Raw genomic sequence first — 23,570 nt, forward strand, 5'->3', positions numbered from 1 at the left:
GGAACACGATGAAGGGGTGGTTGCCGTTCGCGGGCGGGATGCTCGCGGTGGTGCTCGGTGCGGTGTGGACGCTGCAGGGGCTCGGTGTGCTCGACAGCGGCAGCGTCATGGACGGCGTGACCCTGTGGGCGATCGTCGGGCCGATCGTGGCCGTGGCCGGGGTGGTGCTGATCGTGCTGGCGATGCGCGCCCGCGGCCGGCGCTGACGCGCCGCTGACGAGCCGCGGACAGGTCGCGGACGAGAAAGAGCCCCGCATCCCGTCGCCGGGATGTGGGGCTCTTCGGTAGGGCTGACGCCCGCCAGGTACGTCAGCGTCCGGCGTCGCCGCCGGAGAGTTGTCTCAGAGGGGCCGGACCTGCTCCGCCTGCGGGCCCTTCTGGCCCTGGGCGATCTCGAACTCGACCCGCTGGTTCTCCTCCAGGGAGCGGTAGCCGCTCGACTGGATGGCCGAGAAGTGGACGAACACGTCAGCACCCCCGCCGTCAACGGTGATGAAGCCGAAGCCCTTGTCTGCGTTGAACCACTTCACGGTTCCCTGCGCCATGCTGACTCTCCTTTAGAAATGCCGGCCCCGCTACAGCTGGGGCCTATGCCCGTCTCCGTACCGCAACCAGTCGATGGCCCAGCACGAAAACTTCGGCCAGCATAACCGACGAAGGGCCGACATAGCTGCCCCTCGGAGGTACCGAAACTGGCGGATCGGGCAGGTACGACATCGAGGCCCCGGTCGCCACTGGGGCGGCCGGGGCCTCGAAAAGTCCGACGAATCAGTCGGGCCACTCGCCCGTCAGCTTGCGGACGCCGGCCGCCCCGCCGCGGTCGACCGCGGCCTTGACCACGGCGAAGATGGCGCCCTGCAGGGCCGCCGCCACGAGGATCTCGGTCCAGCCGCGGTCCTCGTCGGTGGCGTTCGGGGCGTCGTCGTCGTGACCCGTCCACTTCCACGCCTGCTTGAACAGCGCGCCGGCCAGCGCGCCCGCGCCGATGCCGAGCAGGAGCCCGACCGGCCGATAGGCGATCTTGTTCAGCTTGCTCATCGGCGCCGCCGGATGACGACGAGGATGGCGACCAGCGCGACCGCCGCGGCGGCCACCGCGGCGATCGGCACCGGGTTGCGCTTCACGCGCTCCGTCGTGCCCTGCGCCTGCTCGGCCACCGTGTGGCCGTAGTGGGTCGCGGTCTCCTTGGCCCGGCCGGTCGCCAGGGCGACCTGGTCACGGACCTTCTGCTTGGTGTGCTCGACCTGCTCCTTCGCCCGGGCCTTGACGTCGGCCTTGGCGGCGAGGGCCTGCACGGTCTCCCCCAGCTCGGCCCGCGTCTGCTCGATGTCGGCCCGGAGGGTCTGGACGTCGGGCTTCCCCTGCGGCGTCCCGTTCGTTGTCACGCGCGTCGCCCTTCCTTGACGGCGGCGGTCACCGCGTCCACGTCCGCCTTCACGCTCTCGGTGGCGTCCGTCGGCATCGGCGGCACCGCCTGCTGCACCTGCTTCTTTCCTACCAGCGCGAGAACACCGGCGGCGGCGAACAGCACCACGGCCACGATCAGGGCGGCGAGCCACGCCGGCATGACCAGGTCGAGCGCGAGAATCGCGGTGGTGATCAGGACGCCGAGGCCGTACAGGGCCAGAGCGCCGCCACCGCCGAAGAGTCCCACCCCGATCCCGGCGTGCTTGCCCTTCTCGGTCAGTTCGGCCTTGGCGAGCGCCAGCTCGTCACGAACGAGCCGGGAGATCTGCTCGCTGGCGCGCTGCACCAGTTCCGAGGTGGACTGGTCGGCGCTGGACCGGGCCGTCGCGCCGTTCAGGACATCGGCCATCGTGTCCTCCTTTCCTCTGCGGCCTGTATGCCCCGCTGGCGGCACGGTCAATCATCGCGGCGCGGCGTCCTCCTTGCCCGCGAACGTCCCGCTGCGGGCGATGCCGTCCGGGCTGCCGCCGAACACCCGCGCGTCGTCGCCGGCCCGGGTCTGGGCGGGCGGCGGCGGCAGCCCGGGCGAGGCGCCCGCCGCCGCGCCGCTGAGCTCCGTGCGCCAGCGCGGCAACGCGTCCGGGTGGTGCTCCCGCAGCCAGCCGACCAGCCGCTCGCGCACCAGGCAGCGCAGGTCCCACAGGCTGCCGGCGTCCCGGGCGCTCACCAGGGCGCGCAGCCGCACCGTGCCGCCGACCGCCTCGGTGACCTGCAGGACGCACACCCGGCCGTCCCACAGCTCCGAGCCCTCGCACACCGCGCGCAGCTCGGCCCGGGCGTCCTCGACCGGCACCGACCAGTCGACGTCGAACTCGGCGGTGCCCAGCACGGCCGAGCCGGTGCGGGTCCAGTGCTGGAACGGCTTGGTGGTGAAGTACGAGGTGGGCAGCACGAGCCGCCGGTCGTCCCAGATCTGCACGACGACGTAGCTCAGGGTCAGCTCCTCGATCCGGCCCCACTCCCCCTCGACGACCACGACGTCGTCCAGGCGCAGCGAGTCGGAGAAGGCGAGCTGGAGCCCGGCGATGAGGTTGCCGAGCGTGCTCTGGGCGGCCAGCGCCACGACGACGCTGACCACACCCGCGGAGGCCAGCACGCCGCCGCCGACCGCGCGCACCGCCGGGAACGTCATCAGCATGACGCCCAGGGTCAGCACGACGATCGCGGCGACCGTGACCCGGCGCAGCACCACCACCTGGGTGCGCAGCCGGCGGGCCTTGAGGTTGTCGGGGACGTCGGTGCGCCACTTGGCCAGCGAGGCGTCCTCGACGACGAGCACCAGCGCGGCCACCAGCCAGGCCAGCGCGGCGATGACCGCCAGCACCAGGGCGTGCAGCACCCCGCCGCGCAGCGGGAAGTCCCCGGCGGCGGAGCGGACGCCCTGCTGGACGGCGTAGACCAGCACGGCCGCCTGGAACGGGCGGTGCGCCGTGCGGGCGAGATCGGTCAGCAACGGGCTGCGCCGCCCCAGCCGCACCACCGCGCGGTGCACGATCTGCACCACGACGACGGCGAGCAGGGCGGCGCCGAGCACCGCGAGCACGGCGCGCAGGGGGTCGGGCACGGTCCCTCCCCGGCCGGGGCCTACACCTTGCGGTACTTGGCCTGGAAGTAGCAGTAGACACCGTAGGCGGCGATGCCGAGCGCGACCAGCGCCAGCAGCCACTTGCCGTACGCCTGCTCGACGAGCAGCCGCAGGGCGCCGTCGAGGCCGCGGGCCTTCTCCGGGTCGTACTGCACGGCGGCGGCGACGAGCAGCGCGCCGGCGATGGCGTAGGCGACACCCTTGGCGGCGTAGCCGGCGATGCCGAGCTTGCGCGACAGGTCGCGCTCCTTGGCGCTCATCTGGCCGGTCTTCAGGTGCTCCTCGAACTTCTTCTTGACGCCGTAGACGACCAGGCCGACGCCGATGCCGGCGACCACGAGCCCGGCCAGGATGACCACGAACCGGCCGCCGCCGGAGGACATCAGCTGCTCGCTGGCCTTCTGCTGGCTGTCGGCGCTGGAGGCGTTCTTGCCCTGCAGCACCTTGACGCCGGTCCAGGCGAAGTAGGCGTACACGACGGCGCGGCCGGCGCTGATGACCCGGCTGGTCACCCGGCTGCCGCCGGAGGAGTCGCGGTGGCCGATGGCGGCCTCGAAGGCCTGCCAGATCGTCATGGCGATGAGGCCGACGACGATGAGCACGATCAGGAAGGTGCCGAAGGGCTGCTTCGCGATCGTCTGCAGCGCGCCGGACTGGTCGCTGTCGGCGCCGGACCCGCCGAAGGCGAGCTGCAGGGCGAGCCAGGCGAAGAGCAGGTGGATGATGCCGTAGCCGATGAAGCCGCCGCGGGTGAGGCGCTCCAGCCATTTGCTGTCGGCCGCGCGGGACGCGGCGCCGTGGGCGTTCGAGGTGAGGGACATGGGCCCCCATTCTCCCGCCGCGCGTTTTTCGAAACGCTCCCGGCGCCGCGGCGCGATGTGCTATCTGCCGATCCGGACCTGCACCTGGTCTGCGGTGATGCTCGCCAGGCTCACCTGAAGACCGGCGACGTCGACGGCCTGCTGGCCCTTGGTCAGCTGCACCTGCTCGCCCGCCACCTCGACGGTGACGGTGTTGTCGTCGGCGCTGACGAGCTTCGCCTCGACGCCCAGGACGCTGGCGCTGGCCTCGACGCCGCGCTCGTAGGTGACCGTGCAGGCGTCCAGGCCGCACGAGACGTCGTCGGAGCCGCAGCCGGCGAGCAGCGCGACGGTCAGGGCGGCGGCGGAGAGGAGGGCGGCGGGGCGCGCGAGCCTCGCGCGTCGGGTCGTCGTCACGGGCTCAAGGGTACGGGTGCCCCGCCAGCGCCCGCGCGCCGGTGATCTCCAGCCCGGTGCGGCGGCCGGACGCCGCACTAGGCTCGGGTCATGACCGCCACTGTGCAGGAGAACGCCGACCGCCGCCGGTTCGAGGTGCTCGCCGACGGCGAGGTGGCCGGGTTCGCCCAGTACCGCGTCGACGGCGACCGCGTCGTCGTGCTGCACACGGAGGTCGACCCGGCGCGCCGCGGGCAGGGCCTCGCCCAGCTGCTCGCCGAGGAGACCCTGCGCGCGTTGCGCGACAGCGGCCGGACGGTGGTGCCGGTGTGCCCGTTCTTCGCCCGCTACCTGCGCGAGCACCCCGAACACGCCGACGTCGTCGCCGCCTGACGGCTCAGGCGGGCACGCCCACGGACGCCCCGGCGAGCACCTCGGCGGCGGCGCGGCCGCAGGCCCGGGTGGCGCCGAAGGTGGCGAGGTGCACGCCGCCGGTGATGCTGGCGGGCAGGCCCATCTCGACCACGATGGCGTCCGGGCGCACCGACAGGACGTGGCGCAGGGTGTCGGCGATCCACGGGTGGCGGTGCGCGTCGCGCACGACCAGCACCAGCGGGCGCCCGGCGGCGCCGGCCAGCACCGGCGCGGCCATGTCGGGCCGGCCCTCCAGCTCGGCGGCGCTGAGCCGCACGGTGGTGGTGCCGGGCAGCAGCTCGGCCAGCTCGCCGGCGACGCCCCACGGCGTCTCCGGGCCGATCGCGAAGTTGATCGGCGGCGCGAACTCGACGACGTGCGGGGCGCCGGTCAGCGGGGGCGGCACGGCGCCCTCGGCGACGGTCACCTTGATGGCGCGGCGGGCGGCGCCGAGGCCGATGACGGAGGCCAGCTCGCCGGCGGGCGCGCCGGCCAGGTCGGCGGCCGCGTCGGCGACGGCCCGGGAGCCGACCGCCGTCTGCGTCTGCAGGGTCCACGCGGCGAGCCGGCGGACCCGGGCGGCGGCGTCGACAAGGCGGGCCTCGGGCAGCTCGCCGCTGCGCACGGCGGCGACGATCGCGTCGCGCAGGGCGATGGCGGTGCGCTCGTCGGCGTGGTCGCCGCCGACGCAGATGGCGTCCGCGCCGGCCGCGAGGGCCTTCACGGTGGCGCCCTCGAGCCCGTAGGCGCGGCGCACGCCCTGCATCTCGATGCCGTCGGTGATGATGACGCCGTCGTAGCCGAGCTCGACGCGCAGCAGGTCGTGCAGGATGCGCCGGCTCAGGGTGGCGGGCAGCACCGGGTCGAGCGCGGGGATGGCCAGGTGGCCGGTCATGATCGCCATGGAGCCGGCGGCGATGGCGGCGCGGAACGGGATGAGCTCGCACTCCTCCAGCTCGGCGCGGCTGCGTGGGATGACCGGCAGGTCGTGGTGCGAGTCGACGGCGGTGTCGCCGTGGCCGGGGAAGTGCTTGGCGCAGGCGGCGACGCCGGCGGCCTGCAGGCCGCGGATGAACGCGGAGCTGTGCCGGGCCACCAGCTGCGGGTCGGCGCCGAACGAGCGGACCCCGATGACCGGGTTGTCGGGGTTGCAGTTGACGTCGGCGTCGGGCGCGTAGTCGAGCGTGATGCCGGCGTTCGCCAGGTCGGTGCCGAGGTCGCGGGCGACCTCCTCGGTCAGGGCGGCGTCGTCGATCGCGCCGAGGGCGAGGTTGCCGGGGCGCGAGCTGCCGAGCTGCGACTCGAAGCGGGTGACGTCACCGGCCTCCTCGTCGATCGCCACGATGACGTCCGGGCGCTCCGCGCGCAGCTGCGCGGTCAGCGCGGCCACCTGGGCGGGGCTCTGGACGTTGCGGGCGAACAGCGCGATGCCACCGAGGCCGTCGCCGATCCACCGGCGGACCCAGTCGGGGGCGGTGGTGCCGACGAATCCGGGCTGCAACACCGCGGCGGCGAGTTCGGTGAGGTCGCCGTGCTGATCCGGCATGGGCGGCCGTACCTCCGGGGAGTCATGGGAGCGCTGCCACGGCGGCAACGCCTACAGGGACAGCCGCTCCGGAACCGGTTGCGGCTGTGCAGCCATCGTCACATCCCGGACTGGTAACAGTCAACAAACCTTCCAATTAACCTGCGGGCCTGGTGCGTTTCCGGAACCACGTGAGAAGGTCCCGAAGGTGACCCCCTACACCCTGGCGGCGGACGTCGACTGGAACGACGTGCACGCCGTGCAGCTCCTCGGCGCCGTCGGCGGCGCGCTCATCCTGCTCTGGGCCATCCGGGCGATGTTTGGCCGCAAACGCTGAATGACCGGCGCGGCCCCGGGTACCCGCGGGCATGCGCATCGGATATTTCCTCTCCAGCGAGGAGTACGGCCCCGCCGACCTCCTCGACCAGGCACGCGGCGCCGAGCGGGCCGGCTTCGAGGCCCTGTGGATCTCCGACCACTACCACCCGTGGACGAACGCCCAGGGCCAGAGCCCGTTCGTGTGGTCCACCATCGGCGCCCTCAGCCAGGTCTGCCGGCTGCCCGTGACCACCGCCGTCACCTGCCCCACGGTCCGGATCCACCCGGCCGTCATCGCGCAGGCCGCCGCCACCAGCGCCGTGCTGCTCGACGGCCGGTTCGTGCTCGGCGTCGGCACCGGCGAGGCCCTCAACGAGCACATCTTCGGCGACGCCTGGCCGGAGACCGAGGTGCGCCTGGAGATGCTCGAGGAGGCCCTCGACGTCATCCGCCGGCTGTGGACCGGCGAGGTGGTCTCGCACCGCGGCAAGCACTACACCGTCGAGAACGCCCGCATCTACACCCGGCCGGACACCCCGCCGCCGATCTACGTCTCCGGGTTCGGGCCGAGGGCGACCGCGCTGGCCGGGCGCATCGGCGACGGCTACGTCAGCACGATGCCCGACGCCGACCTGGTCAAGGCGTTCCGCGAGGCCGGCGGCGCCGGCAAGCCCACCCAGGCCGGGTTCAAGGCGGCGTACGCCGACAGCGAGGACGCCGGCGCCGACCTGGCGTACGAGAAGTGGCCCAACGCCGGCGTGCCCGGCGAGCTGTCCCAGGTGCTGCCCACGCCGCAGCACTTCCAGCAGGCCGCCGAGCTGGTCACCCGGGACATGGTGCGCAAGGCGTTCGTCTGCGGCAACGACCCCGAGGCGCACCTGCAGATGATCGAGCAGTACCGGCAGGCCGGCTTCGACGAGGTGTACGTCGCCAACACCGGCCCGCACTGGCAGGGCCTGTTCGACCTGTACGCGCAGCACGTCCTGCCGAAGATCCGCTGATCGACACCCGTGGTTTGCCGCCGGCGGCGCGGGGGCAGGATGGGCGGGCCATGAGACTGCCGATCTACGGTCCGCGCCTGCGCCGCGCCGCCCGCACCCACTTCGGCTGGCCGAGCCTGCGGGCCGGCCAGCTCGCCCCCATGCGCGCGGTGCTCAAGCGCCGCGACGCGCTCGTCGTGCTGCCCACGGGCGCCGGCAAGTCCGCCATCTACCAGGTGCCGGCCACGCTGCTGCCCGGCCCGACCGTGGTCATCTCGCCACTGCTCGCCCTGCAGCAGGACCAGATCCAGTTCCTCAACGAGCAGCGCTCCGACGGCGTGCGCGCCGTGCGGGTCAGCTCCGCCGAGACCCCGGCGCAGCAGACCGAGGCGCTGCGCCAGGTCCGCGACGGCGAGGCCCGCTTCCTCTACATCACCCCGGAGCAGCTGGCGGACCCCGACCGGATGACGCAGGTGCGCGCGCTGCGCCCGGCGCTGGTCGCCGTCGACGAGGCGCACTGCATCTCCGCGTGGGGCCACGACTTCCGGCCGGACTACCTCCAACTGGGCCACCTCATCCGCGGCATCGGCCGCCCGCCGGTGCTGGCGCTGACCGCGACCGCGTCGCCGCCGGTGCGCGACGACATCATCGAGCGCCTCCAGCTCAACCGGCCGAAGATCCACGTCTCCGGGCTGGACCGGGCCAACCTGTTCCTCGAGGTCGCCCAGTGCCCCGACGAGAACTACCGCTGGCGGCGGCTCACCGCCCTGCTCGACGAGGGCGAACGCCCCGGCATCGTCTACGTGCCGACCCGGCGGGCCGCCGAGGAGCTGGCCGAGCGGCTCACCGGCGCCGGCTACCCGGCGCACTACTACCACGGCGGCATGCCGGCGGGCCCGCGCCGCGAGGCGCACGAGGCGTTCAGCGACGACAAGGTCGACATCATGGTCGCCACGTCCGCGTTCGGCATGGGCATCGACAAGCCGAACATCCGCTGGGTCGCCCACGTCGCCCTGCCCGACTCCCCCGACAGCTATCTGCAGGAGATCGGCCGGGCCGGCCGCGACGACGCCCCCGCGCGCGCCGTGCTGCTGTGGCGGGCCGAGGACGAGGCCATCCAGCGCTTCTTCACCGGCGGCAGCCCCGACCCGGTGGAGCTGCGCGACCTGGCCGGCGCCCTGCACGACGGCCCGCACACCAAGACCGCGCTGCGCGAGCGCACCGGTCTCGGGCCGCGCAAGCTCGGGGCGTACCTGGGCCTGCTGGAGGAGGTCGGCGCCGTCGCCACCGGCAGCGGGCAGGGCCTCTGCGCCCCGAAGTACGCGCCGCTGCCGGCGAAGGCGGCCGAGGCCGCCGTGGCGCTGTACGAGCGCCAGCAGACCGTGCAGCGCTCGCGCACCGACATGATGCGCGCGTTCGCCCAGACCCGGGCCTGCCGCGGCCAGACCCTGCTCGCCTACTTCGGCGAGGAGCTGAAGAAGCCGTGCGGGCACTGCGACAACTGCGTCTCCGGCGAGGCGGAGCCGATCGCGGAGCAGTCCGACGGGCCGTTCCCCGTGCACAGCCACGTCCGGCACCCGGAGTGGGGCACCGGCATGGTGATGGGCTACGAGGACGAGCGGATGACCGTGCTGTTCGACGAGGTCGGCTACAAGACCCTGTCGGTGCCGGTGGTCACGGAGCAGAAGCTGCTGGAGCGCGTGAAGGTCTAGCGGTACGCGGCCGCCTGCAGGGTGAACAGTTCGGCGTAGGTGCCGCCCAGCGCCATCAGCTCGTCGTGGCTGCCCGACTCCGCGATCCGACCGTCCGCCATGACGAGGATCAGGTCGGCCATCCGGACCGTCGAGAAGCGGTGCGACACGAACACCGTGACGCCGCCCGTGCGGGCCCCCACCGCGCGGGCGGAGTCGGCGTAGCGGTCGAACAGGGCGTGCTCGGTGAGCGGGTCCAGCGCCGCCGTCGGCTCGTCGAGCAGCAGCAGCAGCGGCTCGTCGCGCATCATCGCCCGGCTCAGCGCCACCCGCTGCCACTGCCCGCCGGACAGCTCCGCGCCGTCGGCGTACGCCTTGCCGAGGTGGGTGTCGAGGCCGTCCGGGAGCCGGTCGACAACCTGCTGCGCGTCGGCCCGCACCACCGCCCGCTCGACCGCGCCCGGCTCGTCCAGCCGCGGCGGGTCGCCGACGCCGATGCTGCTGCGGGCGGGCACCTCCAGCCGCACGTAGTCCTGGAAGCCGGCGGCGATGCGTTCCCGCCACGCCACCGGGTCGAGCCGCTCCAGGTCGGCGCCGTCGACGCCGATCGTGCCGGCGGCCGGGCGGTAGAACCGGCACAGCAGCTTGACCAGGGTGCTCTTGCCGGCGCCGTTGTCGCCGACGATCGCCACCGTCGTGCCCGCCGGGATGCGCAGGTTCACGTCGACCAGCACGTCGGTGTCGCTGCCCGGGTAGCGGAACGCGACGTGCCGCAGCTCGATGCCGTCGCGCAGGGCGGCCGGCGGGAGCGCGTCGGCCGGCTCCTCCGGCGGGGACGCGTCGCGCAGCCAGCGCAGCCACGACAGGGCCCGGGCGTTGCGCTGCAACGCGTGCGCGAGCGCGACCGCCCCGGCGGCCTGGGCGTTGGTCTGCACCGCCAGGGTGATGGCCAGCACCACGTCGCCGACGGACCGCTCGTTGCCGATCGCGGCGCGCACCACCAGCACGATGGCGCCGATGTAGCCGACGGCGAAGACGAGCTGGCCGCCGAGGCGCAGCAAGGTGCCGGCGATCTCGGCGCGGCGCAGCCCGGCGTCCACCTCACGGCGCACCTGCGCCTGGCGGCGGCGCAGCAGCGTCCCCAGGCCGAACAGCCGCACCTCCTTGCCGGCGGCGGCGCTCATCGCCAGGTCGAGCAGGTGCCGGCTGAGCCGGTTCGGCTCCGCGGTGGCCAGCTCGGCGCGCTCGCGCCGCCGCTCGGCGAGGCGCCCGGCCAGCACCGGCGGCACCGCGAACAGCGGCAGCAGGAGCAGCCACGGCTGCACCCGGGCCAGCAGCACGGCGGTCAGGCCGATCTGGGTGAACAGCACCGCGACGTGCAGGACCGTCTGCACGCCCTGGCCCAGCGCCCACGACTCCTGCCGGAGCAGCTCCATGCGGTCGGCGGCGTCGCGCCGCTCGTGCAGGGCCAGCCCGACCGGCGCGTGCGCCAGCTCCCCCAGCCGCCGCTCGGTCGCCTGCTCGTGCAGGTCGCCCAGCTCGAAGAAGTAGATGTGCGCGAAGTGCTCCATCGTCAGGCCGAGCAGGATGCCGGCCGCGGCCGCGACGGTCGCCGCCACCGCGACGCCCGCGTCGCCGGCCAGGGCCGCGTCGACCGCGACGCCGAGGAACAGCGCCAGCAGCGGCCCGCTGACCGCGCCGAGCAGCATCAGCACGGCGGCGGCGAGCAGCTTGCCGGGGCTGATCCGCCACGCCGAGACCAGCGTGCTGCCGATGCTGCGCAGGACCTCACTCATCGCCGGTGAACCTCGCCGCCTGGAGGGTGAACAGTTCCGCGTACCGGCCGCCGCGGGCCAGCAGCTCGTCGTGGGTGCCGTCCTCGGCCACCCGGCCGTGCTCCAGCACGACGATGCGGTCGGCACGGCGCACCGTGGAGAAGCGGTGCGAGATGACCAGGCTGGTCACGCCCCGGGTCAGCTCCAGGAACCGGTCGAAGAACGCCACCTCGGCCCGCACGTCCAGATTGGCGGTCGGCTCGTCCAGCACCAGCACCCCGGCGCCGCCCTCGACGGCCATCAGGGCCCGGGCGATCGCGATGCGCTGCCACTGCCCGCCGGACAGGTCCGCGCCGCCGGTGTACTGCGGCGACAGCGGGGTGTCCAGCCCGCGCGGCAGCCGGTCGACGAACCCGGTCGCGCCCACCTTCGCCAGCGCCGCCCGCACCGCCGCGTCCCCGCGCTCCGCGTCGGCCAGCAGCTCCGCCGCCCCGAACCCGACGTTGTCGCGCACCGGCAGCTCGAACCGCACGAAGTCCTGGAAGATCGCCGCCACCCGGCGCTGCCAGCGGCGCACGTCGAAGTCGCGGATGTCGGTGCCGTCGGCGGTGATCCGCCCGGACGTCGGCTCGTACAGCCGGGCGAGCAGCTTCACCAGCGTCGTCTTGCCGGCGCCGTTGAGGCCGACCACGGCCAGCGACCGCCCGGCCGGGATCGTCAGGTCCAGGCCGTCCAGCACCGGCCTGCCACCGGGGTACGCGAACGACACGTTCTCGAACCGCAGCCGCGCCACCGGCAGCCCCGCCGGGTCGGCGCCGCCCGTCGCGGGCTCCCGCGCCGTCAGCGCCTCCACCTGCTGCACCGCCCGGTACGCGTTGAGCCCCTGCTCGGTCTGCACGTCCGACTCGGCGATGAACCCGCCGATCCGCAGCGCCGCCGACGCCGCCTGCACCACCAGCATGAACCCGCCGATACCCAGCAGCCCCGCCGCCGTCGCCCGGGCCGTCCCCACCAGCACCAGCGCCAGCAGCACGAACGCCACCAGCACGTACAGCACGTACGGGCCGTGGAACAGCCGCCGCCGGGCCCGCCAGATCGGCCGCGCCGCCTCCAGCGACGCCTCCGTGTACCGGTCCTGCAGCCACGGCAGGAACCCGAACACCCGCAGCTCCTTCGCCGCCGACGGGTGCAGCAGCAGCTCCCGGAAGTACGACGCCCGCCGCCGGGTGCGCACCGTCACCCGCAGCACCTCCGTGAACGCGGCCAGCCCCAGCCGGTAACCGAACCGGATCGTCAGCGCCGCCACCAGCAGCGCCGGCCCGGCCCACCACGCGTACGCCACCGCGGCCACCGCCGCCGCGAGCACCGTCTGCAGGTACCGCGACACCAGCGCCACCTGCCCGGCGGCCGCCGCCCCCGGCGTCCACATCTCGTTGCGCATCCGGTGCACCGCGTCCGCGGTGTGGTCGAGCACGTCGGGATCCTCCAGCGCACCGACCCCGGGGCCGCTGAACGCCGCCGCCATCAGCCGGTCGCGCACCCCGTCGTCGATCCGCCGCCGGACCAGGTCCCCCAGCAGCTCCTGCACCGGCAGCAGCAACTGGGTGCCGAAGAACGTCGCGGCCGCCAGCACCAGCAGCCCCCGCAGATCGGCCCACGCGGCGGACGACAACCCGCCGGCCACCGCGGCCAGCACCCCGGCCACCACCGCGGACGTGGCGACGATGAACCCGACCGGCAGGACCCCCGCCGCCACCTGCACGGCCACGGCGCCGGCCACCAGCCCCCGCCCGGCCCGCGGCACGAGCCGCAGCAGTCGCACCCGCTCGGCCCGCCGCTCCCCGAACCCGGCGAACAGCTCGGCCCACACCGATCGATCGCTCACGATCACCCCCCGAAGGGGGTGACCCTATAGATCGACGGCCGGGCGCGCTCCCCGGTTTCCACAGCCGGCCAGCAGCGCCGCGATCCGCCCGCGCACGACCGCGCCCCCGCCCCGCACGGCACGCCGCAACAGCTCGTCGCGCTGCGCCTCGTCCACCGACACGCCTGCCAGCTCGACCAGCTCCACCGCGCCGGCATCGCCGGGCAGCCGCTCCGCGGCCCGGGCGCCCGCGCCGACCACGGACCGCCGGGCGTCGCCGCCCAGGCGAGGCGCAAGGGCCGTGCGAGCGGCGACGACGGCGACCGGGTCGCCGTCGTCGGGCACGGCGGCGGCCGCCCGCCGGGCCTGGGCCGCGTCGAGGCGGGGCGCGAGGTCTGCGACGGCCCAGGCGCGCTCCGCCGGGTCCGGGCGCGCGAGGACCGCGTCGAGCGTGCGGGTGACCTGCTCGGCGGACAGGTGCGGCACCAGCTCCCCCAGCGCGGCGAGGTCGCCGCCCGGTGCCGTCGTCAGCCGCAGCACCCGGTCGAGCTGCTCCGGGCGCAGGTGCGGCAGCAGGTCCCCGACGCCACCGCCCACCCCGCTGTCGGTCATCAGCCGCACGACGAAGTCCTGCATGTCGGCCAGCAGGTCCGGCGGCAGGTACGGCAGAAACCGCGCAGCGCCGACCAGCCAGATGTCCGGCGGGTCCGGAAGGCCGACCGCCGCCAGCGCCCGCCGGTGTTGCGCGGCGTCGAGGTGCGGGGCCAGGGCGCCGATCGTCCACATCCGGGTCGTGGCGCGGGTGGCCGCGGCGAGGCGGTCCAGCAGGACATCGAGTTGCCCCGGGACCAGCCGCGCCGCCAGGTCCGGCAGGAACCACAGCCACTGGTCGTCGCCGCGGAACTCCAGGACCGCATCCAGCGCCTCGGCCGCCAGGGCCGGCAGCGGACCGGCGAGCCCGGTCAGGAGGGCCGCCCGCCGGTCGGGGGCGGTGATCGTGCGCGCCGCGGGCGCGACGGCCTCGGCCTCCGCCGCCGACAGCCAGGGCGCCCACGCGCCGAGGGCCGCGGCCCGGGCCTGCTCGTCGGCGAGGGCGGCGCACGCGGCCAGGACGGCCCGCCGCAGGTCGGCCGGCAGCTGGGCGGGCCGCGTCGCCGCCACCGGGTCGCCCGCGTCGAGGGCCGCGCGGACCGCGCGCGCGAGGCCGCCCGGGGAGAGCCCGGGTGCCAGCACGTGCAGCAGCTCGGACCGATCCGGGGTGGTCGCCACGGTCGCGATCAGCTCGTCCTCGACCGCCGGCCGGTCACTGTCCGCCAGGTGCGGGAGCAGTGCGGCCAGCCCGTGGGCGCGGGCGGACGACGACGGCGGCAGGGCGCGCAGCGCCGCGAGCGCCGGCCGCAGCTCGTGCGGCGCGGCGGTGGGCGCGAGGGCGGTGAACAGCACGGCGGTGCGGTGGAAGCCCGCGGCGGCCGTCGCCGCGCCCCACACGCGGGAGCGCTGGGAAGCGGTCAGGTACGGCAGCAGGCCTTCGGCGGCGGCGATGCGGCGGTTGCCGGGCTCCGCGAGGGCATCGTCGAGCAGGTCGTCGAGGGTGACGGGCACGGCGGTCATCCTCGCCGATCGGGTGGCTGCGGTGTGACCCGTGCGCAGGGTGGGTAGTGGGGGCGCTGTTCTAGGCTTCGGCCCGACAGATTCGTGCAGGGAGGAACGTCGCGTGACGGATGAGCCGGTGTACGCCCAGTTCGGTTTCACGGACGCGGAGTGGGGCCTGATCTCCGGCCTGCCGCAGTCGGTGCTCACCGCGGCCAGCGCCGCCGAGGCGGACGGGACCCGGCGGACCCGGGCGGAGGCCGCGGCCGGGCTGGACAGGATCTCCGACGGGCGGCAGTCGGCCAGTCCGCTGGTGTCGGCCGTCGCGGCGGAGCTGATCACCCGGGTCGGGGACCCGGAGCGCGGCGAGGAGCTGGCCGTGCCGGAGCCGCCGGACCCGCGGGGGTACGCGGCGGACGTGCTCGGGCGGGCCGGGGAGGCGGCGGCGCTGCTGGCCGCGAAGGTGTCCGAGGGTGAGGCCGGGGCGTACAAGCACTGGCTGGTCGAGATCGCCGAGGACGTGGTGACGGCGTCGTCGACGGGCGGGGCGTTCGGGCTCGGCGGCGAGACGGTCACCGAGCAGGAGCGCAGCTTCCGCGACCGGCTGTCCCGGGTGCTGACGGACTGACGCCGTGGGCGGCGGCATGGTCGACGAGTACATGCGCGGGACGCCCGCGCCGCCGCTGCGGCCGCACGTCGCCTGGTACACCGGGTACCGGCAGCGCGGGGTGCCGCCCGCGACGCACCGGGGGCTGCCGTCGCCGTACCTGACACTGATTTTGACCCTCGACGACCCGCTGGTGATGCGCGCCCACCCGGACCCGCTCGACCGGCCGGGCAGCTACACCGGCCTGGTCGGCGGGCTGCACACCCGGCCCGCGCTGATCGCGCACGACGGGCGGCAGTCGGGGGTGCAGGTGGCGCTGCGGCCGCTGGGCTGCCGGGCGCTGCTGGGGCTGCCGGCGGGCGAGCTGGCGCACGCCGACGTCGACGCCGCCGACGTGCTGGGGCCCGCCGTGGCCGAGGTGCGGCAGCGGCTGCTGGCCGCGGCGGACTGGCCGGCGCGGTTCGCGGTGCTGGACGCCGCGCTGACCGCCCGGCTGCGCGACGCCGCCGTGCGGCCCGAGGTGGCGTACGCGTGGCGGGTCATCGAGCGTGGGCGCGGCACGGTGCCGGTGGCGGCGATCGCCGCGCGCACCGGCTGGAGCGCCCGGCACCTGGCCGGGCGGTTCCGCGCCGAGGTGGGCCTGTCGCCGAAGACGGCGGCGATGGTGGCCCGGTTCGACCGGGCGCGCCGGATGCCGGGGCCGCTGGCCGCGGTGGCGGCCGCCTGCGGCTACGCCGACCAGGCGCACCTGGCCCGTGACGTGCGGGCGTTCGCCGGGGTGCCGCTCAGCGTGCTGCGCGCCGAGGAGTTCCCATTCGTCCAAGCCATGGCGGCCGGCGCGGCCGACGATGGGGAGCATGACCACTGAATCCGTGCCGCCACCGCAGGTGTGGCCGACGCTGCGGGCCACCGACGCCCGCGCCCTCATCCGCTTCCTCGTCGACGCGTTCGGCTTCGAGGTGACCGTCGTGTACGGCTCGGACGACCGGGTCGACCACGCCGAGCTGGCCTGGCCGCCCGGCGGCGGGATCATGCTGGGCTCGGTGCGCCCGGGTGACGGCGACGCGTGGCCGCTGGCGCCGGGCACGTTCGGCGCGTACGTGGTGACCGACCGGCCCGACGAGCTCTGCGCCCGGGCGGCCGCGGCGGGCGCCGAGGTGCTGCGCGAGCCGTACGACACCGGCCACGGCTCGCGCGAGTTCGCCGTGCGCGACCCGGAGGGCAACCTGTGGTCGTTCGGCACCTATCGGGGCGAGGCGCGGGTTAGCGGTGGCGCGGCCGGGTAACTGACCGCACGTGGCTGTCGTGCGGCGCATCATCGAGGCAACGCCCCAGCGCGTGTTCAGCGTGCTGTCGGACGGGTGGACCTACAGCGACTGGGTCGTCGGGACGGTGCACATCCGCGACGTCGACCCGGGCTGGCCGGCGGTGGGCACCCACCTGTACCACAAGGCCGGGCCGTGGCCGCTGTCGCTGCACGACAAGTCGACGGTGCTGGCGGTGGAGCAGGACCGCCGGCTGACGCTGCGTGCCGGCCTGTGGCCGCTGGGCGAGGCGACGGTGCACCTGGAGCTGGAACCCGCCGGGCCGTCGGCCACGAAGGTGACGATGTTCGAGGAGTTCGCCAAGGGCCCGCTGCGCCTGATCCAGAGCAAGCTGAACGACCTCGTCCTGCACCGCCGCAACATCGAGTCGCTGCGGCGGCTGTCCGACATCGCCACCAGGGAGCACACCTCGTGACACAGACCGTCGTCATCACCGGCGCCAGCGCCGGCATCGGCCGGGCCGTCGCCCAGGCGTACGCCGAGCGCGGCGACCGGCTGGTGCTCATGGCGCGGGGCCGCGCCGGGCTGGACGGCGCCGCCCAGGACTGCCGGGAGCGCGGCGCCGCCGACGTGCGCACGTACCAGCTGGACGTGGCCGACCACGAGGCGGTGCGGGCGGCGGCGGCCGACGCGGCGGCGGCGTTCGACGGCCTCGACGTGTGGATCAATGACGCGTTCGTGTCGGTGTTCGCGCCCGCCTGGGAGGTGTCGCCCGAGGAGTACCGCCGGGTGATGGAGGTCAACTACCTCGGCACCGTGCACGGCACCCTGGCGGCGCTGGAGCACATGCGCGCCGCCGGGCGCGGCGCGATCGTGCAGGTCGGCTCCGCGCTGGCGTACCGGGGCATCCCGCTGCAGGCCGCGTACTGCGCCACCAAGCACGCCATCCAGGGCTTCAACGACTCGCTACGCGCCGAGCTGCTGCACGACTGCCCCGGCGTCACGCTGTCGATGGTGCAGATGCCGGCGGTCAACACGCCGCAGTTCTCCTGGGTGCGCACGCGCCTGCCGCGCCACCCGCAGCCGGTGCCGCCGATCTACCAGCCGGAGGTGGCCGCCACAGCCGTGCTGTGGGCGGCGGACTACGGCAAGCGGGAGGTCAACGTCGCCAGCGCGACGTGGAAGACCCGGCTGGGCAACATCGTCGCGCCCGGCCTGCTCGACCGCCTGCTGTCCACCACGAAGCAGGGGTACGACGCGCAGCAGACCGCCGACCCGGTCGACCCGGCACAGTGGCACGACAACGTGGACAAGCCGCGCGACGACGACCGCGACTTCGGCGCGCACGGCGTCTTCGACGACACCTCCAAGCCGTACTCGGTGACGCTGTGGGCGACCATGCACCGCCCGGCGCTGGCCGCGGCCGCGACCGGGCTCGGCCTGGCCGCCGCGGCGGCGGTCGGCATCGCCCGCCGCCGCTAGGTGGGGCGGGTCAGGCGCTCGACTGCTTGTAGATCGCGCGGTGCGCGACGTCGATGACGCCGCGGTACAGGCCGCCGGCGAGGGAGGCCCGGGCCAGCGCGGCCCGGGCCGCGTTCGCGCCGGGGGCGCCGTGCACGCCGCCGCCCGGGTGCGCGGACGCGCTGGCCAGGAACAGCCGGTCCACCGGGGTGTCCGCCCGGCCGAGGCCGGGGATCGGGCGCAGGAACAGCTGCTGGAACGCCGCCGCCGTGCCGCCGCCCAGCGCTCCCCCGATCAGGCTGGGGTTCTCCGCCTGCATGTCGGCGGGCGAGTACACGTGCCGGCCGACGACGTGGCCGCGGAAGCCGGGCGCGGCGTCCTCGACGACCTGCTCCATGCGCTCGACGTGCGCCGCGATGATGTCGGGCTCCCACCGGGCCCGGTGCGGCAGGTGGGTGTACGCCCACATCGACTCGGTGCCGGCGGGCGACCGGGTGGGGTCGGCCACGGTGTTCTGGCCGAGCAGCATGAACGGCTTGTCCGGCACCTCGTCGGCGGCCAGCGACGCCGAGTAGTGGGTGAGGCCGTTGAGGTCGGCGCCCAGGTGCACGGTGCCGGCGCCGGCGACCTCCTTGTTCGCCCACGGGATCGGCGTGTCCAGCGCCCAGTCCACCTTGACGGTGGCGCCGTCCCACCGGAAGTGCGCGAGGTCCTCGACGAAGCGCGGCGGCAGGTGCCGGCCGCCGACGAGGTCGAGGAACAGCGCCGGGGCGGGCACGTCGGCCAGCACGGCGCGGGTGGCGCGCCAGTCGCGGCCGTCGGCGGTGCGCACGCCCATCGCGCGGCCGCGGGCCACGAGGACCCGCTCGACCGCGTTGCCGTACGTGATGCGCCCGCCCTTGGACTCCAGCCGCGACACCAGCGCGTCGGTGATCTTCTGCGCGCCGCCGACCGGCACCGGCCAGCCGTACTCCTGGCCCAGCATGGCGAGCAGCCAGCCGTACACGCCGCCGCCCGCCTCCTCCGGCGACAGGTCGGTGTGCAGGGCGCAGCCGGTCATGATGAGCCGGGCGCCCTCGCCGTCGAACAGCTCGCCGGTCAGCTCGCGCGCCGACAGCACCAGCCGGCGGGCCAGGCGCAGCGCGCCGGCCGTGCGCAGCTGCCGCAGCAGCCCGATGCCGCCGCGCACCGGCGGGAACCCGGCGAACAGCACGTCGAGCATCTGCTGCGACACCTCGCGCCAGTCGTCGTAGGCGTGGTGCCACTTCTCGCCGTCGCCGGGCGCGAACCGCTCCACCGAGGACGCGGTGCGCTCCGGGTCGCGGTTGAGTACGGCGGCGCGGCCGTCGGGCAGCAGGTGGGCGAGGACGTCGGGCGAGTGCGTCCAGGTGACGCCCCAGTCGGTGATGCCGAGCCCGTTCATCACGGGGCTGGCGTAGCTCAGCGGGTAGAACGAGCTGAACAGGTCGCTGAGGTAGCCGGGGGCGGTGATGACGTCCGAGCGCACCGCGCCGCCCGGCTGCGGGGCGGCCTCGATGACCTGCACGTCCCAGCCCTCGTCGACGAGCAGGTTGGCGGCCACCAGGCCGTTGTGCCCGGCCCCGATCACGATCGCGTCGGCCACGGCGTGCCCCTCCCCTTGTCCACCCCACGGTCAGCGTAGGCACTACCCCCGCCCGGGGGGTGCGAACCGACGCGGCGCCGTTTACCGCCGGGCCGCCCGGGTAGCGGATGGTCATGGAACGCGGGAACACGAAACACGGGCCTCGCCTCGACGGCGAGATGGAGAAAGAGGTCCGCGGCGTCGTTCAGGGCACCGCGGGCGGCCGCGCCGAGGAGTGGAAGGAGGCGGAGCCGGCCGGTGAGGACCAGCCGCCCGCCACGATCCACGGCGGCGAGTCGGGAGCCCAGGAGGAACTGAGCCGGCTGGGCCGCCACATCGGCCCCTCCGCGTTGCCCGGCGACCGGGAGGCGCTGCTGGCCAGCGCCCGCACCCTGGGCGCCCCGGACGACGTCCTGGCAGCGCTGGACCGGCTGCCCGAGGGCACGACCTACGACACCGTGGTGGAGATCTGGGACGCGCTCGGCCAGCAGGTCTGACGCGCGTCCATCCGAGGAGGAGTTGACCATGAGCAGTGTGACCGAGTCCGTCGATGTCGCCGTCCCGGTGCGCACCGCGTACAACCAGTGGACGCAGTTCGAGGAGTTCCCCCAGTTCATGGAGGGCGTCGTCGAGATCCGCCAGATCGACGACACGATGACCCACTGGAAGACCGAGATCGCGGGGGTGAAGCGGGAGTTCGACGCCGCCATCACCGAGCAGCTGCCGGACGAGCGCGTCGCGTGGACGTCGACCGGCGGCACCAAGCAGGCCGGCGTCGTGACGTTCCACCGCCTCGACGAGAGCCACACCCGCGTGACGGTGCAGCTCGACTTCGAGCCCGAGGGCGTCGCCGAGCAGGCGGGCGACAAGCTGGGCATCGTGGACCGCCGGGTCAAGGGCGACATGAAGCGGTTCAAGGAGTTCATCGAGGGCCGCGGCGGCGTCGAGACCGGCGCCTGGCGCGGCCAGGTGGACCGCCCGAACCCGTGATCCGTCGCACCACCGCCGTACCGGCCGGGGCCGCCCTTCGGGGCGGCCCCGTCGTTTGTGCCGGGCCGCCCCGGGTACGGCACACGGCATGACCGACGACAACGCCGTGTGGCGCGACGAGGAGAAGCTGCCCGTGTCCGAGCTGAGCGCCGCGATGGCCAGCTGGGACACCGACGGGCAGCACGACGACGGGACGGGTGAGGACGCGGGCGCCGAGCAGGCGTTCGGCCACGGCACGCAGGCGCGGGAGACGCCCGACCCGGACGCCACGGACCCGCACCGGGCCGCCCGGCCGAGCACCACGGGACGCACCGGCCCGAATTAGGGTTGGCTCATGAACACCACGGCGTACATCGCGACGGACCGGCCCGCCCGCTACCTCAAGCAGCTCGTCTCCCACGTCGGCCGGAAGATCCCGGTCGAGGAGGCCGACGGCGGCGCCACGTTCCGGCTCAGCGACACCGCGGTGGGCGCGGCCGTCGTCGACGGCGACGGGCTGCGGTGCACCGCGACGGCCGCCGACGCCGAGACCCTGGCCCGGGTCCAGCACGTGGTCGGCGGTCACCTGATCCGCTTCATGGGCCGCGACGAGCCGGTCGCCTGGACCGACGCGTCCCAGGCGTCCTAGGCGGTCACCGGCGCGGGCCTCCGCCCGGTCGTCAGGTGCAGCACCAGCAGGGCGACGGCGAGCGCGAGCAGGATCGGCCCGAGCAGGCCGGCCCGCTCGCCCGCCCCGCCCAGCGCCAGCCCGATCCCGGCCGGCACCAGCGCCCCGCCGAGCGCCGCCGCGCCGACCTGCACGCCGATCGTCCGGTCCGCGTGCGCCGCGCCGACCCGGTCCGCCGTGGTGAGGATGAGCAGCGGGAACACCGGCGCCGCCGCGAACCCCAGCACCGCCAGGCCCAGCACGCTGAGCGCGGCCACCCCCGGCACCGCCACCAGCGCCGCCCCCGCCACCAGGGCGACCAGGCAGCCCAGCAGGACGGTGCGGCTGCCCACCCGCTCCGACACCGGCCCGAACACGATGCGCCCGGCGAACAGCATCGCCCAGTACAGCGACACGCACAGCCCGGCCGCCCCGGCGGACAGCCCGCGCGCCTCGGTGAGCAGCAGGAACGCCCACAGCCCGGCGCCCGCCTCGATCGCCACGTACAGCGCGAACACCAGCGCCCCCAGCCACACCGCGGGCAGCCGCAGCGTGGACCCGCCGGACCGGTCGTGCGCCTCGGGCGGCGGCGCGGTCCGCGCCCACCGGCGGGCGGTCAGCGCGAACGCCGTCGCCAGGGCCGCCTGCGCCACCGCCACGGTCACGTACCCCCACCGCCACGACCAGCCCGCCAGCAGCACCCCGGTCATGATCAGCGGGCCGATGGCCACGCCCAGGCCGAAGAACGCGTGCATCCAGTTCATGTGCCGGGCCCCGAACGCCGACGCCGCGTACGCGTTCAGCCCCGAGTCGATCGCGCCCGAGCCCAGGCCCAGCACGAACGCGACGGCCACGGTCAGCGCGAAGACGCCCGAGGAGGCGTACCCGGACAGCGCCAGGCAGGCCAGGCCGGTGCTGCCGGCCAGCAGCGCGCCCACCCCGAGGCGGCGCAGCGTGAACCCGGCCGCCACGCTCGACGCCAGGTAACCGGCCGTGCCCGCCACCAGCAGCAGGCCGACCGCCGACGTGGGCACGCCGAGCGACTCCGCCATCGACGGCCAGCCGACGCCGAGCAGGCCGTCGGGCAGGCCGAGGCTGACGAAGCCGAGGTACGCGAGCAGCAGCAGGGAGCCGCGGGTGGAGGGCATGCCCCCGATCCTGCCCCACGGCACTTACACCTGTCAGTGCAGCAGGAGCTCGCCGAGGGCGCTGCGCGCCTCCACCACGTACCCGGGACCGCCCAGGCCGGGGCGCGCGGCCCGGGCCGCGCCGCGGACGACGACCGGCACCCCCGGCGGCGCCCACACCTCGGCCCGGCCGATGCCGGCGGCGAGCCACACCCGCCCCGCCACCGCCGCCGGACGCGGCAGGAACAGCCGCAACCGGCCCGCGCCGCCCACCACCGCGACCCCCGTCAGCGCGGCCGCGGCCAGGTCGAGCAGCACCTCCCCCGCCCCCGCCCGCAGCAGCAGCGCCCACCGCACGCCGGCGTGCAGGGTGATCTCCACGGCGTCCGGACCGGCCGCCCCCGTCGGCCGCAGCGCCGCCCGCACCAGCCCGCCCCGCGACCCCACCACCGGGCGCACGCCGCCGCCCGCGGGCGTGGTCACCCGGTAGAGGTCGCCCGCGAGGTCGGCGGCCCGCACGGTCACCGTGGCCGCCGGGCTCACCAGTTCGAACTTGGCGAACCGGCCGCCGTCGCCGCGCCCGCGCGCCACGTGCCCCGGCGGCTCCGGGACACCCACCGGAACCCGCTCGTCACAGCCCGCGGCGGCCAGCGCCAGCGCCGCCCCGAACCACCCGCGGCGGGTCAGACGGGCCGTCCCGAGGCGGCAACGCTGCGCAGTGGGCACGGTCGGACAACGCCAGATCGTCCGAACGGGTGACGGCGAAAACGGACTCAACGGGTTAACTGGCCGGATGCGTCCTGCCGGTTTCCTCACTCTGGTCCAGCGTCGGCTCGCCTGGCTGGGCTTCATGCTCGCCGCCGTCCAGGCACCCGTCGCCGCGATCCTCGTGGACGACGCCTCGTGGCTGTTCGCCGTCGTCGTCGCCGTCCTGGTGGCCACCGTCATCCTCGCGGACGACGCCCGCCGCCGCCAGCCGGCCGAGGTGCGGTCGCGGAACTACTCGCAGGAGTAGCGCCCCCGCCCGCTCACGCCTCGGGGAGCGCCTCGTGGCCCGGCTCGCCGTGGGTGCGCCGGCGCTCCTTCATCTCCGCCTCGTACAGGTGCCGGCGGCCGCCCGCCAGCCCGTCCCGGGCATCCCGCTCGATCGCGCGGAACACCGACCAGTACGCGTCGTCGTAGTCCTCGACGATCTGGAACGTCCACCGCCCCGCGATCACGTTGCGGCCGATCAGCTCGCGCTCGATCCGGTCCGCCACGGCGTCGTGCCCGGCCTTGCGGAACAGCTCCACCGCGTCGTCCAGCTGCAGGTCGGCGTGGCCGGTGAGCTGGTGCAGGGAGTACAGGTGGCCGCGCACCCGCTCGGTGGTCTCCAGCGCCTCGCTCAGCTTGCCGAGCGCCTGCACCGTCGCGTCGTCCAGTCCGGCCGGCCGCCGGTGCGCCTCGTCGGGTCCCTCGTTCGTCAC

Annotated in this window: 30 protein-coding genes; 15 read left to right on the forward strand and 15 right to left on the reverse strand. The window is 75.0% G+C overall.

All coding sequences use genetic code 11. The features are described from left to right. Positions 1-8 precede the first annotated feature (8 nt). On the forward strand, positions 9-206 hold the full coding sequence (locus Sya03_RS22575) for a hypothetical protein (RefSeq protein ID WP_203940378.1): 198 nt from the start codon (positions 9-11) through the stop codon (positions 204-206). A 135-nt stretch (positions 207-341) separates the two neighbouring features. Here Sya03_RS22575 and Sya03_RS22580 read toward each other — a convergent pair whose 3' ends face one another. The 7 genes from Sya03_RS22580 to Sya03_RS22610 all read right to left on the reverse strand — a co-directional run bounded on the left by Sya03_RS22580 (position 342) and on the right by Sya03_RS22610 (position 4,269). Next, on the reverse strand, positions 342-545 hold the full coding sequence (locus Sya03_RS22580) for a cold-shock protein (RefSeq protein WP_067306996.1): 204 nt from the start codon (positions 543-545) through the stop codon (positions 342-344). Positions 546-768: 223 nt separating this feature from the next. Next, positions 769-1,038 carry a DUF4235 domain-containing protein gene (locus Sya03_RS22585; RefSeq protein ID WP_203940379.1) on the reverse strand — a complete coding sequence of 90 codons (270 nt, stop codon included), beginning with the start codon at positions 1,036-1,038 and terminating at the stop codon, positions 769-771. Beyond that, on the reverse strand, positions 1,035-1,385 hold the full coding sequence (locus Sya03_RS22590) for a DUF3618 domain-containing protein (protein ID WP_203940380.1): 351 nt from the start codon (positions 1,383-1,385) through the stop codon (positions 1,035-1,037). The genes Sya03_RS22585 and Sya03_RS22590 overlap by 4 nt, the downstream gene beginning before the upstream one ends. Further along, entirely contained in the window at positions 1,382-1,816 is a 435-nt protein-coding gene (locus Sya03_RS22595) for a phage holin family protein (protein ID WP_203940381.1), read from the reverse strand. Before Sya03_RS22595 ends, Sya03_RS22590 begins: the two co-directional genes overlap by 4 nt. A 51-nt stretch (positions 1,817-1,867) precedes the next feature. Beyond that, positions 1,868-3,031, reverse strand: coding sequence for a mechanosensitive ion channel family protein (locus tag Sya03_RS22600; RefSeq protein ID WP_239107773.1), 1,164 nt, complete (start codon positions 3,029-3,031; stop codon positions 1,868-1,870). Between the two features lie 20 nt (positions 3,032-3,051). Further along, a complete protein-coding gene (locus Sya03_RS22605) occupies positions 3,052-3,873 on the reverse strand; it encodes a DUF1206 domain-containing protein (RefSeq protein WP_203940382.1) in 822 nt (273 codons plus the stop codon). Positions 3,874-3,933: 60 nt separating this feature from the next. Then, the gene (locus tag Sya03_RS22610; RefSeq protein WP_203940383.1) at positions 3,934-4,269 is read right to left on the reverse strand and encodes a hypothetical protein; all 336 of its coding nucleotides are present in this window, start codon (positions 4,267-4,269) and stop codon (positions 3,934-3,936) included. Positions 4,270-4,359: 90 nt separating this feature from the next. On the opposite strand from Sya03_RS22610, the gene Sya03_RS22615 reads away from it, so the two are divergent. Then, the gene (locus tag Sya03_RS22615; protein ID WP_203940384.1) at positions 4,360-4,641 is read left to right on the forward strand and encodes a GNAT family N-acetyltransferase; all 282 of its coding nucleotides are present in this window, start codon (positions 4,360-4,362) and stop codon (positions 4,639-4,641) included. Positions 4,642-4,645: 4 nt separating this feature from the next. Here Sya03_RS22615 and Sya03_RS22620 read toward each other — a convergent pair whose 3' ends face one another. Next, entirely contained in the window at positions 4,646-6,208 is a 1,563-nt protein-coding gene (locus Sya03_RS22620) for a glycoside hydrolase family 3 protein (RefSeq protein WP_203940385.1), read from the reverse strand. 187 nt (positions 6,209-6,395) lie between these two features. Between Sya03_RS22620 and Sya03_RS31630 the strand changes: the two genes are divergently transcribed. The 3 genes from Sya03_RS31630 to Sya03_RS22630 are packed head-to-tail and all read left to right on the forward strand — an operon-like array spanning position 6,396 to position 9,197. Further along, complete coding sequence (locus Sya03_RS31630) at positions 6,396-6,524, forward strand: hypothetical protein (protein ID WP_275411474.1); 129 nt, start codon at positions 6,396-6,398, stop codon at positions 6,522-6,524. 31 nt (positions 6,525-6,555) lie between these two features. After that, positions 6,556-7,506, forward strand: coding sequence for a TIGR03557 family F420-dependent LLM class oxidoreductase (locus tag Sya03_RS22625; RefSeq protein ID WP_203940386.1), 951 nt, complete (start codon positions 6,556-6,558; stop codon positions 7,504-7,506). A gap of 50 nt (positions 7,507-7,556) precedes the next feature. After that, positions 7,557-9,197 (forward strand): RecQ family ATP-dependent DNA helicase, encoded by a 1,641-nt coding sequence (locus tag Sya03_RS22630; protein WP_203940387.1) that lies wholly within the window; start codon positions 7,557-7,559, stop codon positions 9,195-9,197. Here Sya03_RS22630 and Sya03_RS22635 read toward each other — a convergent pair. Genes Sya03_RS22635 through Sya03_RS22645 form a run of 3 tightly spaced genes read right to left on the reverse strand, consistent with a single transcriptional unit; the run spans position 9,194 to position 14,426 of the window. After that, positions 9,194-10,972: an ABC transporter ATP-binding protein gene (locus Sya03_RS22635; protein WP_203940388.1), complete on the reverse strand. Its 1,779-nt coding sequence runs from the start codon at positions 10,970-10,972 to the stop codon at positions 9,194-9,196. The two genes, Sya03_RS22630 and Sya03_RS22635, sit on opposite strands and share 4 nt — an antisense overlap. Continuing rightward, positions 10,965-12,836: an ABC transporter ATP-binding protein gene (locus tag Sya03_RS22640; protein WP_203940389.1), complete on the reverse strand. Its 1,872-nt coding sequence runs from the start codon at positions 12,834-12,836 to the stop codon at positions 10,965-10,967. Before Sya03_RS22640 ends, Sya03_RS22635 begins: the two co-directional genes overlap by 8 nt. A 24-nt stretch (positions 12,837-12,860) precedes the next feature. Then, positions 12,861-14,426, reverse strand: coding sequence for a death domain-containing protein (locus Sya03_RS22645; RefSeq protein ID WP_203940390.1), 1,566 nt, complete (start codon positions 14,424-14,426; stop codon positions 12,861-12,863). A 103-nt stretch (positions 14,427-14,529) separates the two neighbouring features. Between Sya03_RS22645 and Sya03_RS22650 the strand changes: the two genes are divergently transcribed. Genes Sya03_RS22650 through Sya03_RS22670 form a run of 5 tightly spaced genes read left to right on the forward strand, consistent with a single transcriptional unit; the run spans position 14,530 to position 17,759 of the window. After that, positions 14,530-15,033, forward strand: coding sequence for a hypothetical protein (locus Sya03_RS22650; RefSeq protein WP_203940391.1), 504 nt, complete (start codon positions 14,530-14,532; stop codon positions 15,031-15,033). Between the two features lie 4 nt (positions 15,034-15,037). Then, on the forward strand, positions 15,038-15,880 hold the full coding sequence (locus Sya03_RS22655) for a helix-turn-helix domain-containing protein (protein ID WP_239107774.1): 843 nt from the start codon (positions 15,038-15,040) through the stop codon (positions 15,878-15,880). After that, positions 15,870-16,298 carry a VOC family protein gene (locus Sya03_RS22660; protein ID WP_239107775.1) on the forward strand — a complete coding sequence of 143 codons (429 nt, stop codon included), beginning with the start codon at positions 15,870-15,872 and terminating at the stop codon, positions 16,296-16,298. The genes Sya03_RS22655 and Sya03_RS22660 overlap by 11 nt, the downstream gene beginning before the upstream one ends. A 10-nt stretch (positions 16,299-16,308) precedes the next feature. Next, positions 16,309-16,752 (forward strand): SRPBCC family protein, encoded by a 444-nt coding sequence (locus Sya03_RS22665; protein WP_203940393.1) that lies wholly within the window; start codon positions 16,309-16,311, stop codon positions 16,750-16,752. Next, the gene (locus tag Sya03_RS22670; RefSeq protein WP_203940394.1) at positions 16,749-17,759 is read left to right on the forward strand and encodes an SDR family oxidoreductase; all 1,011 of its coding nucleotides are present in this window, start codon (positions 16,749-16,751) and stop codon (positions 17,757-17,759) included. Before Sya03_RS22665 ends, Sya03_RS22670 begins: the two co-directional genes overlap by 4 nt. A gap of 10 nt (positions 17,760-17,769) precedes the next feature. On the opposite strand, the gene Sya03_RS22675 is transcribed toward Sya03_RS22670, so the two are convergent. Further along, positions 17,770-19,362, reverse strand: a complete 1,593-nt coding sequence (locus Sya03_RS22675) for a phytoene desaturase family protein (protein WP_203940395.1) — start codon at positions 19,360-19,362, stop codon at positions 17,770-17,772. A 113-nt stretch (positions 19,363-19,475) separates the two neighbouring features. Between Sya03_RS22675 and Sya03_RS22680 the strand changes: the two genes are divergently transcribed. The 4 genes from Sya03_RS22680 to Sya03_RS22695 all read left to right on the forward strand — a co-directional run bounded on the left by Sya03_RS22680 (position 19,476) and on the right by Sya03_RS22695 (position 20,959). After that, positions 19,476-19,838, forward strand: a complete 363-nt coding sequence (locus Sya03_RS22680; protein WP_203940396.1) for a DUF2795 domain-containing protein — start codon at positions 19,476-19,478, stop codon at positions 19,836-19,838. A 28-nt stretch (positions 19,839-19,866) separates the two neighbouring features. Continuing rightward, positions 19,867-20,331, forward strand: a complete 465-nt coding sequence (locus tag Sya03_RS22685; protein WP_203940397.1) for an SRPBCC family protein — start codon at positions 19,867-19,869, stop codon at positions 20,329-20,331. Between the two features lie 88 nt (positions 20,332-20,419). After that, the gene (locus Sya03_RS22690) at positions 20,420-20,656 is read left to right on the forward strand and encodes a hypothetical protein (RefSeq protein ID WP_203940398.1); all 237 of its coding nucleotides are present in this window, start codon (positions 20,420-20,422) and stop codon (positions 20,654-20,656) included. Between the two features lie 9 nt (positions 20,657-20,665). Next, positions 20,666-20,959, forward strand: a complete 294-nt coding sequence (locus Sya03_RS22695; RefSeq protein WP_203940399.1) for a DUF2218 domain-containing protein — start codon at positions 20,666-20,668, stop codon at positions 20,957-20,959. Here the strand turns inward: Sya03_RS22695 and Sya03_RS22700 are convergent. Both Sya03_RS22700 and Sya03_RS22705 read right to left on the reverse strand, forming a co-directional pair. Continuing rightward, positions 20,956-22,125 carry an MFS transporter gene (locus tag Sya03_RS22700; RefSeq protein WP_203940400.1) on the reverse strand — a complete coding sequence of 390 codons (1,170 nt, stop codon included), beginning with the start codon at positions 22,123-22,125 and terminating at the stop codon, positions 20,956-20,958. The genes Sya03_RS22695 and Sya03_RS22700 overlap by 4 nt on opposite strands. Before the next feature lie 33 nt (positions 22,126-22,158). Further along, complete coding sequence (locus Sya03_RS22705) at positions 22,159-22,830, reverse strand: toast rack family protein (protein WP_203940401.1); 672 nt, start codon at positions 22,828-22,830, stop codon at positions 22,159-22,161. A 67-nt stretch (positions 22,831-22,897) separates the two neighbouring features. Here Sya03_RS22705 and Sya03_RS22710 point away from each other — a divergent pair, with 67 nt between their 5' ends. Next, positions 22,898-23,119 carry a hypothetical protein gene (locus tag Sya03_RS22710; protein ID WP_203940402.1) on the forward strand — a complete coding sequence of 74 codons (222 nt, stop codon included), beginning with the start codon at positions 22,898-22,900 and terminating at the stop codon, positions 23,117-23,119. A 13-nt stretch (positions 23,120-23,132) separates the two neighbouring features. Here the strand turns inward: Sya03_RS22710 and Sya03_RS22715 are convergent, their stop codons facing one another. Beyond that, the gene (locus tag Sya03_RS22715) at positions 23,133-23,570 is read right to left on the reverse strand and encodes a hypothetical protein (RefSeq protein WP_370872062.1); all 438 of its coding nucleotides are present in this window, start codon (positions 23,568-23,570) and stop codon (positions 23,133-23,135) included.

Source organism: Spirilliplanes yamanashiensis, assembly GCF_016863475.1.
Classification (GTDB): Bacteria; Actinomycetota; Actinomycetes; order Mycobacteriales; family Micromonosporaceae; genus Spirilliplanes; species Spirilliplanes yamanashiensis.

What these genes read in the sequence shown, in the direction of transcription:
- Sya03_RS22575 (WP_203940378.1), top strand. Translation starts at nt 9, where the DNA reads ATGAAGGGGTGGTTGCCGTTCGCGGGCGGGATGCTCGCGGTGGTGCTC.
- Sya03_RS22580 (WP_067306996.1), bottom strand. Translation starts at nt 545, where the DNA reads ATGGCGCAGGGAACCGTGAAGTGGTTCAACGCAGACAAGGGCTTCGGC.
- Sya03_RS22585 (WP_203940379.1), bottom strand. Translation starts at nt 1,038, where the DNA reads ATGAGCAAGCTGAACAAGATCGCCTATCGGCCGGTCGGGCTCCTGCTC.
- Sya03_RS22595 (WP_203940381.1), bottom strand. Translation starts at nt 1,816, where the DNA reads ATGGCCGATGTCCTGAACGGCGCGACGGCCCGGTCCAGCGCCGACCAG.
- Sya03_RS22605 (WP_203940382.1), bottom strand. Translation starts at nt 3,873, where the DNA reads ATGTCCCTCACCTCGAACGCCCACGGCGCCGCGTCCCGCGCGGCCGAC.
- Sya03_RS22615 (WP_203940384.1), top strand. Translation starts at nt 4,360, where the DNA reads ATGACCGCCACTGTGCAGGAGAACGCCGACCGCCGCCGGTTCGAGGTG.
- Sya03_RS22620 (WP_203940385.1), bottom strand. Translation starts at nt 6,208, where the DNA reads ATGCCGGATCAGCACGGCGACCTCACCGAACTCGCCGCCGCGGTGTTG.
- Sya03_RS22625 (WP_203940386.1), top strand. Translation starts at nt 6,556, where the DNA reads ATGCGCATCGGATATTTCCTCTCCAGCGAGGAGTACGGCCCCGCCGAC.
- Sya03_RS22630 (WP_203940387.1), top strand. Translation starts at nt 7,557, where the DNA reads ATGAGACTGCCGATCTACGGTCCGCGCCTGCGCCGCGCCGCCCGCACC.
- Sya03_RS22635 (WP_203940388.1), bottom strand. Translation starts at nt 10,972, where the DNA reads ATGAGTGAGGTCCTGCGCAGCATCGGCAGCACGCTGGTCTCGGCGTGG.
- Sya03_RS22645 (WP_203940390.1), bottom strand. Translation starts at nt 14,426, where the DNA reads ATGACCGCCGTGCCCGTCACCCTCGACGACCTGCTCGACGATGCCCTC.
- Sya03_RS22660 (WP_239107775.1), top strand. Translation starts at nt 15,870, where the DNA reads ATGACCACTGAATCCGTGCCGCCACCGCAGGTGTGGCCGACGCTGCGG.
- Sya03_RS22680 (WP_203940396.1), top strand. Translation starts at nt 19,476, where the DNA reads ATGGAACGCGGGAACACGAAACACGGGCCTCGCCTCGACGGCGAGATG.
- Sya03_RS22685 (WP_203940397.1), top strand. Translation starts at nt 19,867, where the DNA reads ATGAGCAGTGTGACCGAGTCCGTCGATGTCGCCGTCCCGGTGCGCACC.
- Sya03_RS22690 (WP_203940398.1), top strand. Translation starts at nt 20,420, where the DNA reads ATGACCGACGACAACGCCGTGTGGCGCGACGAGGAGAAGCTGCCCGTG.
- Sya03_RS22695 (WP_203940399.1), top strand. Translation starts at nt 20,666, where the DNA reads ATGAACACCACGGCGTACATCGCGACGGACCGGCCCGCCCGCTACCTC.
- Sya03_RS22700 (WP_203940400.1), bottom strand. Translation starts at nt 22,125, where the DNA reads ATGCCCTCCACCCGCGGCTCCCTGCTGCTGCTCGCGTACCTCGGCTTC.
- Sya03_RS22710 (WP_203940402.1), top strand. Translation starts at nt 22,898, where the DNA reads ATGCGTCCTGCCGGTTTCCTCACTCTGGTCCAGCGTCGGCTCGCCTGG.